Source organism: Carboxylicivirga linearis, assembly GCF_018271995.1.
GTDB lineage: Bacteria > Bacteroidota > Bacteroidia > Bacteroidales > Marinilabiliaceae > Carboxylicivirga > Carboxylicivirga linearis.
The window spans coordinates 12,825-26,458 of record NZ_JAGUCO010000012.1 but is presented as its reverse complement, the minus strand read 5'-3'; the positions used below and the strand labels follow the sequence as shown (position 1 = coordinate 26,458).

The window sequence follows — 13,634 nt, the reverse complement described above, 5'->3', positions numbered from 1 at the left end:
TCGTAGGATTTCAATAAATTGTAATGAGAACAATTAAGCTCCATATCCAATGCATTTTTATATTTTTGCTAAAAAACACATCCAAATGAAAGTTTTGATTTACACCATACTAGTGGTATTAATAGTATCGTGTGCTAAGCCCAAACGCACACCTTACCTAATTTATACCCCTGATTCATTAAATCTTACAAAAGTGGAACTTTACCATCTTGATCAGGAATTTACACTTTTTGATCAGGCCGAAAGAGAACCGGAATCAACTACATGGGCTTTCCGCTCAGACTCTGTGCCGGTTGGAATCTATCAATTACGCACAGATAACGGGAAAGCAATCACCCTTCTACTCGAAGGTACAATGCCCGTTTCAGTACAATACGAAAACAATAAACTTACAATACTTGGTAACAGTACCACAAAAGAACTTTGGAAAGCACAAGAAATAACGGAAGAATTAAACGAATCCATTTTAACCTTAGGCAATTCATTTCCTGATTCTTTGGAAAGCAATGCTTTTAACCTTCATAAAGATTCAGTATTTGCTTTGGTAGAGACTCATAAAGACAACGCTCAAAAAAAAATAAAACAGATTATTAATCACAACGAAAACACCTTACTACCATTGTTACTTGTGCAATTAAAAGCAGGTAATCATCACTTATTTGATTATAGCAACGATGCTAATGTATACTTTGATGTGGCCGAATATCTGCAAACTTATAACCCCAATTACAAACCGGTTCAGAATTTTATTCATCGTGTTGATTCACTAAGAAGTTGGGTATATTACACTTCTGTAACTTTACCAGGCAAATCATTACCCGATATTAGTATTCCAAATGCATGGGATGCACCCATTGCTTTATCGCGTTTTAAAGGTAAAAACACTCTTTACATGATTTGGAATTCTGAATCCAAAGAAAGTCGCAAAATAACGAAAGAACTTATGCGATGGACTCGTCCATACCGTTATAAAGGCCTTGATTTGTGTTTGATATCAACCGATACTAATAAAGAAAAATGGCAGAATGCTATTAAGGAAGATAATTTACCAATTTGGCATTTATGTGATTTGAAAGGTAAAAACTCACCGGTTTTAGCAGGATTAGGTATTACTAACATCCCTACTTTTATACTGGTTAATAAAGAAGGAATAATTATAGATCGGAGTACTGATAAGGCAGACATAACAAAAGCTTTGAATCAGCTAATACAAAAATAAATCCTATATTTGAGCACATATAAACCACCTTATTGGTTGATAAGTTTAAACCTAAAAATAATGATGAAGCAAAGTTTATTTACTTTACTTATAATTCTATTGATTAGTGCATGTTCTACGGGTGATAAATTCAAGATCAGTGGAAACATAGAAGATGGAGCAGGTAAAATGTTGTACTTGCAAAAGATGGAATTAAACCAAACAACAACAATAGATTCTGTTAAACTTAAGAAAAGTGGTGATTTTTCATTTGCCGGTGAACGCCTGAATGAGCCAACTTTCTTATTGCTAAAAATGAGCGAGCAGAATTACATCACTTTATTAGCCGATACCACCGAACATATTGAGGTAATGGCTAATGCAAGTAATATGGAAGAAACCTATCGTTTAACCAATTCAATTGGTTCGGCTTACATACAAATTTTTAATAAACGTATGCGTATTCTCAACAGCGAAATAGACCGCATACTAAAAGAGTTTCAAGATCTTGAAGAAGATGATGCCGAAGGAAAAAAACGTTTAGAAACAGAATATCGTCAATTAATAACCGACCATAAAACATTTGTTGGAGACTTCATCATGGAAAATCCAAGTTCATTTGCCGGGTATTATGCCTTATTTCAACGTTTTAACGACAACTCTCCGGTATTGAATGTAATGGATAAATCGGATCAGGTTTATTTTAAAACACTGGCTACCAGTTTAGATATACATTATCCCGACTCAGAAAGAGCCAAACATTTATACAACTATATTTTAGGAGTACAAGTACAACAACAACGAGACGAGCTTACCCAAAAATTAATGGAGGAAGCTAAGAGTGGATTTCCCGATATTGAAGAAAAAACACCTCAAGGAGATACCGTTAAATTATCATCTTTGAAAGGGAAAACCATCTTGTTATCATTTTGGGCTTCATGGGATAAAAGCTCACGTAATGAAAACAAAAACCTGAAAAAGATTTATAAAAAATATAATCATAAAGGATTTGAGATATACCAAGTATCGCTCGACAGAAGTAAAGTACTATGGGAAAATGCTATTGAAGCTGATGCATTACCTTGGATTAACGTAAGTGATTTACGATATACCGATTCTTATCCAGCAAGGTTATATAATATTCAACAACTTCCTTCAAACTATTTAATTAGTGCTAAAGGCGAGATAGTAGGTAAAGATTTATTTGGCAACCGACTTTCCGAAAGACTAGCTGAAATATATTAAGCAAACCAAAATATATTCTTCAAACCACCTTTCAACAAGGTGGTTTTTTTGTGCCTTTTCTTTAAGATTAAAAAAGAATAATATAAACTATTAGAACATATGTTTCTATTATTCAAAAATTGAAGAATGTTAAATTAGACCACAACATCAACAGATAGAAGAATACATTTGGTCGAAACAGGTATTTTCTGATATATTTGTCCGTTAAATAGGGCCATTAAGGCAAAGAAAACACATAAACACTTGAATTCGAAGAAAATATATTTTGCCTCCGATGTACATTTAGGTGCACCGGGTATAAAAAATCATCGCGAACATGAAATCCGATTTGTAAGTTGGCTCGATTCTGTAAAGAATGATGCTGCTGAAATTTATTTAATGGGCGATATCTTCGATTTTTGGTTTGAATATAAAAAGGTAGTGCCTCGCGGATTTACCCGTTTTTTGGGTAAACTTTCTGAAATTACCGACAGTGGTATTCCTGTTCATTTTTTTACCGGCAACCACGATATCTGGGTTTTTAATTACCTTTCATCTGAATGTGGGGTAATCGTTCATCGCGAACCGGTTGTTAAAACCATTTATGGCAAAAAGTACTTTTTAGCTCATGGCGATGGACTTGGAAACTACGATAAGCATTACAATTTTTTAAAATCTGTTTTCACAAACAAATTTGCCCAATGGCTTTTTAGTTGGATTCACCCTAACTTTGGTATTGGTTTGGCCGATTTTTGGTCGGGTAAAAGTAGAGATAAGAACAATAAAATATACGGAAGCCATTATTTGGGCGATGATAAAGAATATTCAGTTCTTTATGCCAAAGATGTGCTGAAGGAACAAGCTATTGATTATTTTATTTTTGGTCACAGGCATGTGGCTCGCACGGTCAGTGTGGGACCGGAGAGTCAGCTGATTTTTCTGGGAGACTGGATACAACATTTCAGTTATGCAGTGATTGAAAATAATAGTGTGGAATTAAAATATTTCAATAGCTAAGTTTAGTTTGATATAGAAAGACATAGTAATGAAACCGAAAGCAGGTACTTATGCCGTGGTTACCGGAACAGGTAGCTACATACCTCCACGCATTGTGGAAAATGCTGATTTCGCCAATAATCGTTTTTATAACGAAGATGGGACAGTTATAGAAACCCCAGGTGAAGAAATTGTGCAAAAATTTCAACAAATAACCGACATTGTCCAACGACGTTGTGCCGAAACCAATCATGTCACTTCCGACTTGGCTGTCTTCGCATCACAAAAAGCTCTGGAAAGCGCCGGTTTCGATCCTGAAAATCTGGATTATATAATTGTGGCTCACAACCTGGGCGACATGAAAAATGGATCGATGTACCCTGATATTTTGCCAACACTGGCTTCCAGAGTAAAAAAGAAGTTGGGTATAAAAAACAATAAAACCATTGCTTACGATATAACGTTCGGATGTCCCGGATGGACACAAGCCATGATTCAGGCGAATTACTACATCAAATCAGGGGATGCAAAAAGTGCCTTGGTAATTGGTGCCGATACCTTAAGCCGGGCTATGGAACCACATGATCGTGACTCCATGATTTTTGCCGACGGGGCAGGAGCTGTGGTACTGGAAGCTCGCGAAAGTGAAGAACCCATCGGAATCTTAAAACATGCGGCTCAAACTGATACTGAAGAACATATTGATATTTTAAGAATGAATGAACCTTTTAATCCCGAGCTGAAAGGCGATCATCAATATCTTAAGATGTTAGGAAGAAGGGTTTACAACTATGCCCTTACCAACGTTCCACAATTGGCGAAAGAATGTCTGGATAAAAACGGTTTACAACTATCCGATGTAAAAAAGATATTAATCCATCAGGCCAATGCTAAAATGGATGAAGCCATTTTAAAACGCATTTTCCGTTTATATGGTCGTAAAGATGTTGACATGAGCGTAATGCCAATGACCATCAATACATTGGGGAATAGCAGTGTGGCTACAGTTCCTACTTTGCTTGACTTAGTTGTTAAAGGAGAACTGGAAGGTCATGAATTAAATAGTGGCGATTATGTAATGATGACATCGGTTGGAGCAGGAATGAATATCAACGCATTTATGTACAAAATGCCATAAATAAAAATTACACCAAATATCTGATTATTCAGAAATACAGATAAATGAAGCAGCTTTCGGGCTGCTTTTTTATTGCAAATAAAGTTCGGGGCAAACTCAGGTAATAAGTAATTATTATTTTAGCTTATCATTTAATTTAAAACGATGGATCCAATAGTGCTTTACTCAATCGCCGGTTTATTACTTGGTAGTGTAATAACATACCTCCTTTTTAATGCTAAACTCAATAAGCTAAAAATGAGTAATACTAACCTGATAAATGATAATCAAAGGCTAAATGACGAAAACAAGCAATTGAAAACAGCTGTAGAACAGTATCGTTTACAAGCTGAAGATTTAAGTAATCGTTTAACGGGTATTGATGTTGAGAACAATCATTTGGTAACTCAAATAGAAGAATTAAGAAAGGAAAAGAAAGAAATTGAAGTTCGTTTAACTACAAATTTTGAAAATATTGCCAATCGCATATTAAATAAAAATGCAGATCAAATCAGCCTCGATCAAAACAAACGTCTGTCAGAGGTTCTTCAACCTTTTAAAGAAAAGATTGAATCGTTTGAGCGAAAAGTAAATGATACATACGAAAAAGAGTTACGTGATAAGCTGAATCTGGAAGCAGAGGTAAAACGCCTTTATGAACTGAATCAGAAAATTAGTGTTGAAGCCGGAAACCTAACCAAAGCCTTAAAAGGAGATGTGAAGAAAATGGGAAACTGGGGCGAATTAATTCTTGAACGCGTTTTAGAACAATCAGGTCTTCGATTGGGCAGTGAATACGAAAGAGAAGTAGTTGATAAAAACAGTGATGGTAGAACCATTCGTCCGGATGTAATTGTTCATCTTCCCGATGAAAAACATATTATAATAGACTCAAAAGTATCGTTAATCGCGTACGAGAGATATGTAAACGCCGAGACAGAAGAAAGTAAAAACAGCGCTCTAAAAGAACATGTTTTAAGTGTGCGCAAACACATCAACGAACTTCATGAAAAGAAATATGCCACCTCATCAACATTTAACTCCCCTGATTTTGTTTTGATGTTTATACCGGTTGAAGCATCATTTGCAGCAGCTGTTGAGGCCGATCATGATTTATTTTCTTCGGCCTGGGAGAAGAAAATTGTACCCGTAAGTCCATCTACCTTATTAGCAACCCTTCGTACCATAGCCTCCATCTGGAAACAGGAGAACCAGAATAAAAATGCATTGGAGATAGCACAAAGAAGTGGTGATTTATACGATAAACTGGTTGGTTTTATTACCGATTTAGAAAAGATTGGTAAATCCATCGATCAAGCCGGAAGTCATTTTGATAATGCCATGAATAAGCTTAGTACGGGAAAAGGAAACCTTATTAGCCGGGCAGAAAAAATACGTGAATTAGGTGCTAAAAACACCAAACAAATACCTTCGCAACTCAAAAAAGACGAAAGTTAAATCTTTCGACCCTTCCAGGTAAGTGGAACAAAAAGTGGGTACACAAATACACTTAAAACATAAAAAGGGTAGAGTAATTGAAAAAACAGTAACAGTCGTAAACAAGGCATCAAGCCAAACAAATAACTTCCTTCCCTTAACAGACGAAAATCGATCACTGATTTACTAACAAGTAATAGAACAAAAACAAAGGCTGAAAAGGGATTAAAAAAAGCAGTTACTAACAACACCAATTGCATTAATGTAAGTAATGATACCAATGCTCCGGTAACCAGTATTTTTTTATCAGAGTAATATTTTGCTTTTAAAGCCCATCTCGATTTTTGTCTGAGCACTTCACTATAGGTCGATTCCGAAGGTGTATAAACCATTGATTTTGGTGACTTCAGGTAATGAACTTTCTTTCCTTGTTTTTTAGCCCATTCCAGTAAAAACATATCATCACCAGAAGCAATTGTATTCATTAAATCAGCATTCAAGTATAAATCTCGCTTACAGCCTAAATTAGCACCATTCAACATGATGGGGGAATGATTAAGTGCAGCTGCACCACCTGTAATTTGTAAAGCTGTAAACTCGTATGCCTGAAAAGCAGACAACAAACCTGAATCATTCTTCAAGCGAACAGGTGCAATTATTAAATCTGAGTTATGTTTTTTGTAAAAGGAAGCGATTGTTTGTAACCAATTGGATTCAAAAGAACAATCAGCATCTGTTGTCACAAGTAATTCACCTTTTGCCATTTGAGCTCCGACTTGTAAAGCCTGTTTTTTACCTTGACCTGATGAATTAGATAAACAGCGAATACTAAAAGGAAAACGATTTACCAGTTCTTTACAGACATTCAAGCCTTCGTCTTCTGAATAATCATCAACTAAAATTAATTCCCAGTTTGTAAAGATTTGCTGCGATAATGATGATAACAAATTAGGTAAGTTATCTTGTTCATCTTTATAAGCAACCACAACAGAAATAAAAGGTGGTTGATCTAAATTTTCAGTAATAAATACAGGCTCTTTTTTCCAAACTCTTCTCCATTTTTCTGTTTGAAGGAGGTACAGAAAAAAAATTAATCCTGTAAAAATGAGAAAAATTATCAGCATTATTTAGGCAATAAAAAAGCCAGGTGCCACCAGACACCTGACTTTATACTATTCTTAGTTCATTAATTTCTCTTTGTTAATATCCAGGATTCAATACGATTGCTTTCTAAAATTTCTTCCTGCTTTTTCTGTGCTTTATACACTCTGTCGAAAGACTCGATACTAACCAATGTCATACCATTATGATCCAAGGTAGTGCATTTATCAAACCCTTTAGCTTCCAATGATTTTATATAACTCTGAGCATATTCAGCATTTTTAAAACTACCTACGATAATATGATGTGGCTTTTTAATATCAACCTGTTTTACTTCTGCTGTTTTATCCTCTTCTTTAACTTCAGGACTTGCAACCACATCTCCCTGTAACTTCTCATCTAAATGAATGCTATCTTCAGTCTTTGGCTTTTCAATTACTGGTTGTGCAACTTCTTTTTTAACAGGTTTTGCATCCTTGCTAAAGAATGAAAAATAGATAATTACACCAATAAGCGGTAATAACACAAAAACAATAAGAAAAATAAGGATAGCTCTATTCTTTCTTTTCTTATCCTCTTGAATATACTGATTGGTAATATTGGTAACCGTTGTTTTTGATTCTTCCGTTGGGGCAGGTTCTTCTATTTTTGTTTCGATTTTCTCTTCAATCTTTTCTTCCTCCACTTCAACTAAAGGCTCCTCATTTACTTTTGTTTCTTCTGGTGTTTTAACAGGCTCTTCAGGTTTATCCTCAACTTTCTCCTCTTCATTAACCGCACCATCCAAATCCAATAATTCACTCTCTTCTTTCAAATCCTCCTCATTGTTTATTTCATCAGCCTGCGTAAATCGTAAAATACCAGTAGAATCTTTTGTGAAGGTACCTAATCCCTTAATTTGATATTCACCAACCGAATCAAGCTTTGCCTTAACATCTTCCACATACTTATCCACTTTCTCTGTAGCTTGCTCATTGGTTAAATTATCTGCAGACGATACATGATCGATTAGAAGACCATCGTTAAAGCTTAAGAAATTATTAAATAAGATGGTAAAACCGTTTTCTTTAGCAACTATAAAAGCTCCAAAATTAGGAATGATGACACGGTTATTTTCTTGTATGAGGGAAAGTATGTGTTTTTCCATTATTGATGCGTAATCAGGTTATTGATTAATATTCAAGTTTTAAAGATAAGGAGATTTCTAAAAATAGAAATAGATTTAAAGACCTCTTTTTTATGATTTTAACTTATTGAACCCATTAATCCCTTTTTAATGTGCAATATCGCCCCTCCGATTAAGGCTGGAATAACCACATTAAAAAACCATAATAAAAGAATAACCGTGAGTAAAACAGGCTCACTAATCCCTAAATTGTAAAAAACTAAAAACGCTGCCGATCCCCTGATACCAATATCAGCCAAAATAAATGAGGGTACTATTGTGATGATGAAAAAGTAAATAGGTGTAAGTAGAAACAATTGCGATATATCAACACTGGAATAAAAAATTCTCATTAAAACAATTAATTGAATGTTATAAATGATAAATCGAATAATTGTGTACAATACAGATTTAAAAACAATGCGAATATTTACTTTTCTTAGTTGATTCAACCATTGACTCCATTTATTTTTGAAAGAAAGTAAGATAATAACGAGGATAGTTGAGATTAAAAAAAAAGCCATAATCCATATTAACCAATGACTATTTGTAATCTTCCAATTCAATTTAAAATCGATAAAATAAAGAGATAATACCCCAAAAACACCAATTACTATATTTTGAATAAAACCGCCAATACTGGTCATCATTAGCGCATTTAGGCGTTGCCCTTTTTTCATCAACACCATTCTTCCCCCTGGTTCAGCTAAGCGGGCAGGAGAACCCACAGCAGTATACGAGCCCGCAAAAAACTGTATCAACGCTTCTTTAAAGGGTACATTCAAAAACGGCCTTATGAGTATTTGCCATTTTTTAGTTTCAGTTAAAATGTTACCAAACCAAAGTAATAAGAAGAGAATAAACAGAAAAAGTGTCTCCCTATCAGGCTTCGAAAACTGTAACAATTCATTCCAATGCTGAAATTCGGTTAACCTTTTTACGATAAAATAGTAAGCTCCAAACGAAACTAAAATAAATATAAGTCGCTTTCCCAATCGCAGATATGGCCATTTAGGCTTCATCTGTAGTCTTATTAATAAACGGAAGTACCAAAAAAGCAATAAGTCCGACTACAATAATCATGGAATTTTGTGCAGCATGAACCACCAAAGCAAACACACCTGCTGCATCAGCTGAAATACCATATAACTTAAGGGTTGCAATTACCATAAAATGCCATGGTCCAATTCCTCCTTGTACAGGAGCCAACATTCCTAAACTTCCTGTTAAAAGAATAGTAATTCCAGCATCAATGGTTAAAACAGATGTTTGATCCATGCTAAAGAAACATACATAAATCATCAGAAAATACATTGTCCATATAAACAAAGTATGGAAAATAAACGCCGGTACATTCTTTATTTTTCTAAATGATCCCAGTCCATCAGAGAACTTTTTCCAAAGATTACGAACATGTCTCAGGAATTTAATTCTACTGGAGTACCGGATTACTACAAAAACGCATACAACCAATAAAACAACGATGGCATAAAATACAGGGGACGTTAATAAGTTGGTGATAGCGGAGGTATTAACATTGTTTTTTAAAAGAACCAGAAATAAATCAAACTGAAGAAATAAAACCACAAAAGTAATTAAGATCAGCATCAATAAATCAGATAAACGCTCAACAACCACTGTTCCAACTACCCGAGTAAAAGACATTTTCTCATACTTACTTATCACACCACATCTGGAAACTTCGCCCATACGTGGAAAAACCAGGTTGGCAAGGTAACCTGTCATAACCGCCCAAAAAGTATTGCTGAATCTTGGTTTTCGCTCAACGGGTTCTATCAGTATTCTCCATCTTAATGCCCGGCTAACATGACTTAACAAGCCCAAAAGCACAGATAAACCAATCCAGCTAAAATCCATATCGTTTTTTAGTACCTGCATTATTTCATCAGCTTTCTGATCTTTATACAGTTGCCAAATAATAAATATACCAATAGACGGAAATAGGATGTATTGAATTATTTTAGATAGTCGCGTCTTCAATTTTGAAAGAATTTAAATTTTTGGGTACCTTACATCAGAGCTATCGTATTAAAAATATACCTTTGCAGCCTGAAAAAGCGCCGAAAGATATACAATTAAGTGTTTTTGAAAAAATACTTTTTCGTTTCACAAATTATAATTTCAAATAATGGTAAGAGCTAAAAAACATCTCGGACAACACTTTCTCCGCGATTTAGATATTGCACAACGTATTGTTGAGAGCCTTTCGCCTTCACAAAAAAAAGTGGTAGAGTTAGGCCCGGGAACAGGTGTTCTTACCCAATATCTGGTTAAAAGAGACAATATTGACTTGAAATTGGTTGAGTTGGATGTTGAATCGGTTGAATATTTAAAAGCTCATTACTTTGAGCTGGAAGGACGCATTTTTTATAAAGATTTTCTAAAGCTTGATTTAACAGAATTATTTAGCGAGCCTTTTGCTCTGATAGGTAACTTTCCCTATAACATTTCTGGTCCTATCTTTTTTAAAGTATTTGAATACAGAAACCAGATACCTGAGGTGGTAGGTATGTTGCAAAAAGAAGTGGCTGAAAGATTGGCTGCCGGACCTGGTTCAAAAACATATGGAGTATTAAGTGTTTTGTTACAAGCTTTTTACAAAATCGATTATTTATTTACAGTTGATGAGCATGTGTTTGATCCACCTCCAAAAGTTAAATCTGCTGTCATTCGACTGGAACGTAACGATGTTGAAAAAATCGAATGCGACGAAAAACTATTTGTGAGAGTTGTTAAAGCCATTTTTAATCAACGAAGAAAAGCCATTCGCAACTCACTAAAAACCATCGATTTCAACAAAGAAGCGATTGCCGATCATGATTTTTTAACAAGAAGACCTGAACAAATGAGCGTTCAGGACTTTATTGAATTGACAAAAATGATCGAGGAGAATCCTATTAGCTAACTGAAACCCATTAAATTTTAATGATTATGGTGAATTTTGAATTAACAAGAGAGTATATAGACCGTTTACAAGAACTCATTTCTGCAAAGGATGAGAATACTATAACATCTCTGTTAACCGATCTTCACCCGGCTGATATTGCCGAAATATATGAGGAATTATCCATTGAGGAAGCTAAGTTTTTATACTTCCTGATGGATGATGATAAAGCCGCTGATGTTCTTACTGAACTTGAAGAAGATGATCGAAAGAGATTTCTTGAAAGCCTGCCAAGTGAGATTATTGCAAAGCGCTTTATCGATAATATGGACTCCGATGATGCTGCCGATATTATTGGAGAAATGGATGATGAACGACAGCAAGAGATTCTTTCACATATTGATGATGTAAACACTGCCGGCGATATTGCAGACCTACTGAATTACGACGAAAATTCGGCGGGTGGTTTGATGGCCAAAGAGCTGATTAAAGTGAAAGAAAACTGGAATATCCCAACTTGTTTGCGAAGTATGCGTCGCCAGGCTGAAGAAGTTGATGAGATATATTATGTATATGTAGTTGATAATGATGGAATTTTAAAAGGAACCTTATCTCTGAAAAAAATGCTGCTTAGTCCGGTTGATTCCATTGTTAAAGACATTTACAATGCAGATGTAAAATCTGTTAAAGAAGATGTTGAAGCAGAAGAGGTAAGTTACATCATGGACAAGTACGATTTAGTAGCTCTTCCGGTAATTGATTCCGTAGGGCGATTGGTTGGGCGTATTACTATTGACGACGTTGTAGATGTTATTCGAGAAGAAGCTGAAAAAGATTACCAGTTAGCATCAGGTTTGACTAATGATATTGAAGCATCAGATAATGTTATCCGTCATACACGTGCCAGAATCCCTTGGCTTTTAATTGGCTTAGTAGGTGGTATTCTTGGATCAAGAGTTATAGGTGGGTTTGAAGGAATTATTGACGAACATCCACAACTTGCTTTTTTTATGGGTCTAATTGCTGCAATGGGTGGTAATGTGGGCATGCAATCATCAGCTATTGTAGTTCAATCATTAGCATCAGGTAATTTAGGATTAGACTCTACTGTTGGTAAACTATTGAAAGAAGTACTAATTGCTTTATTGAATGCAACTATCTTATCAATACTTATATTTGCTTATAATAAAATAGCAGGTGCCGATTTAGCTCTTACTTCAACGGTTACAGCCGCCATGTTTTCAGTTGTAGTTTTTGCCAGTCTGTTTGGTACTTTTGTTCCTCTACTTTTAAATCGATTAAAGATAGATCCAGCTGTAGCTACCGGACCATTTGTTACAACACTCAACGATATTATTGGAATGTTTATCTACCTTACTATTGGTAGCTTCTTCTTTTCATTGCTGGTTTAAACATTATTTCGTGTTATAGAATTTATAGTTGCTTTGGTTGCTAAAATTGGTGTGTACATTTAAAATATTATCACACACTTCTTGATTGATATACTTTTATCAATGAATAAGTAACTATTAATTTCAATATGAAAATTGTTTTTAAATTTCTTCTGGTATTTATACTGGTTTCAAATCTTTCGTGTTCTAAAAAAGTACACATTGAAACCCAATGGCAATCATCAGAAATAAAAATTGATGGAGAGTCTTCTGACTGGCATATTCCTCTTCGGTTTTTCGATGCTAATTCAAAACTGAATTACGAAATAAGTAATAATAACGAAGGTATTTTCTTTGCATTTCGTTTAAATGAAATGGATGCCATTCATCAATTCAACCAAAACGGAATAAGCATAGAGTTGGATACTTTATCCTCTAAAACACTATCATGCATTTTAAAATATCCTTCACGAGGTGGACGTCCAACACCTTCGCAGGAAGGTACAAAACAGCCTGACTTTACAAAAACTTCGCAACCAATTGAAAAACCAATGCAGCAGAACAGTATTTCATTAAAAGGCTTTTTGGGGTATAAAAAAGAAGTAATGCTGGCTATGGAAGAGGTGAATGATATAAAAGCTTCTCATTCAATTGATATGGATAAGGAACAGCTTTTCTGTGAAATATTTATACCCTATAAAAGTATCAATCCTAATACTGATAAACTAATACAATCAAATTCTCTATTCAATATTGTTTTATCATTAGGAAATGAAGAAAACAACCATCCATCACCCCCTCTCGGAGGAAGACCAGGAGGTAGTGGAATGCCAGGCGGTGGTCAGGGAGGACCACCACCTGGAGGAGGAATGCAGGGTGGTGGAACTATGCCAGGAGGTGGAATGCAAGAAGGTGGCCACGGAGCTCCTGATATGAACAGAGACACTCAATCAAAAGCATCAAAAATTAAATTAGAAGTGCAATTGGCGACACAGCCTACTAAATAATGACGAATACTTTTTTTCAAAATCCGGATCAGGTAAAACTGGTTCGGATTTCTTTTTTGATATTAAACCCTTATTTCTTCTATTTGTTAATTG

The 13,634-nt window shown here is 35.0% G+C and carries 12 protein-coding genes; 8 read left to right on the top strand and 4 right to left on the bottom strand.

Features of this window, described 5'->3' with window-relative positions:
• Positions 1-85 precede the first annotated feature (85 nt).
• From KEM10_RS14665 to KEM10_RS14645, 5 genes are all read left to right on the top strand, one after another.
• Entirely contained in the window at positions 86-1,219 is a 1,134-nt protein-coding gene (locus KEM10_RS14665; RefSeq protein ID WP_212216779.1) for a TlpA family protein disulfide reductase, read from the top strand.
• A 60-nt stretch (positions 1,220-1,279) separates the two neighbouring features.
• Positions 1,280-2,443 (top strand): thioredoxin-like domain-containing protein, encoded by a 1,164-nt coding sequence (locus KEM10_RS14660; protein ID WP_244825883.1) that lies wholly within the window; start codon positions 1,280-1,282, stop codon positions 2,441-2,443.
• Positions 2,444-2,686: 243 nt separating this feature from the next.
• Complete coding sequence (locus KEM10_RS14655) at positions 2,687-3,439, top strand: UDP-2,3-diacylglucosamine diphosphatase (protein WP_212216778.1); 753 nt, start codon at positions 2,687-2,689, stop codon at positions 3,437-3,439.
• A gap of 28 nt (positions 3,440-3,467) precedes the next feature.
• Positions 3,468-4,556, top strand: a complete 1,089-nt coding sequence (locus KEM10_RS14650; RefSeq protein ID WP_212216777.1) for a 3-oxoacyl-ACP synthase III family protein — start codon at positions 3,468-3,470, stop codon at positions 4,554-4,556.
• Between the two features lie 144 nt (positions 4,557-4,700).
• Complete coding sequence (locus tag KEM10_RS14645) at positions 4,701-5,993, top strand: DNA recombination protein RmuC (RefSeq protein WP_212216776.1); 1,293 nt, start codon at positions 4,701-4,703, stop codon at positions 5,991-5,993.
• Here KEM10_RS14645 and KEM10_RS14640 read toward each other — a convergent pair.
• The 4 genes from KEM10_RS14640 to KEM10_RS14625 form a co-directional block, all read right to left on the bottom strand.
• A complete protein-coding gene (locus tag KEM10_RS14640; protein WP_212216775.1) occupies positions 5,990-7,096 on the bottom strand; it encodes a glycosyltransferase in 1,107 nt (368 codons plus the stop codon). The two genes, KEM10_RS14645 and KEM10_RS14640, sit on opposite strands and share 4 nt — an antisense overlap.
• 62 nt (positions 7,097-7,158) lie before the next feature.
• Positions 7,159-8,220, bottom strand: coding sequence for an SPOR domain-containing protein (locus KEM10_RS14635; protein WP_212216774.1), 1,062 nt, complete (start codon positions 8,218-8,220; stop codon positions 7,159-7,161).
• Positions 8,221-8,318: 98 nt separating this feature from the next.
• Complete coding sequence (locus tag KEM10_RS14630) at positions 8,319-9,260, bottom strand: lysylphosphatidylglycerol synthase domain-containing protein (RefSeq protein WP_212216773.1); 942 nt, start codon at positions 9,258-9,260, stop codon at positions 8,319-8,321.
• Positions 9,250-10,239: a lysylphosphatidylglycerol synthase transmembrane domain-containing protein gene (locus KEM10_RS14625; protein WP_212216772.1), complete on the bottom strand. Its 990-nt coding sequence runs from the start codon at positions 10,237-10,239 to the stop codon at positions 9,250-9,252. The genes KEM10_RS14630 and KEM10_RS14625 overlap by 11 nt, the downstream gene beginning before the upstream one ends.
• Positions 10,240-10,387: 148 nt before the next feature.
• On the opposite strand from KEM10_RS14625, the gene rsmA reads away from it, so the two are divergent.
• From rsmA to KEM10_RS14610, 3 genes are all read left to right on the top strand, one after another.
• Positions 10,388-11,164: a 16S rRNA (adenine(1518)-N(6)/adenine(1519)-N(6))-dimethyltransferase RsmA gene (gene rsmA, locus KEM10_RS14620; protein ID WP_212216771.1), complete on the top strand. Its 777-nt coding sequence runs from the start codon at positions 10,388-10,390 to the stop codon at positions 11,162-11,164.
• Positions 11,165-11,190: 26 nt separating this feature from the next.
• Positions 11,191-12,555: a magnesium transporter gene (mgtE, locus tag KEM10_RS14615; protein ID WP_212216770.1), complete on the top strand. Its 1,365-nt coding sequence runs from the start codon at positions 11,191-11,193 to the stop codon at positions 12,553-12,555.
• A 128-nt stretch (positions 12,556-12,683) separates the two neighbouring features.
• Positions 12,684-13,541 (top strand): hypothetical protein, encoded by an 858-nt coding sequence (locus tag KEM10_RS14610; RefSeq protein ID WP_212216769.1) that lies wholly within the window; start codon positions 12,684-12,686, stop codon positions 13,539-13,541.
• Positions 13,542-13,634: the final 93 nt, after the last annotated feature.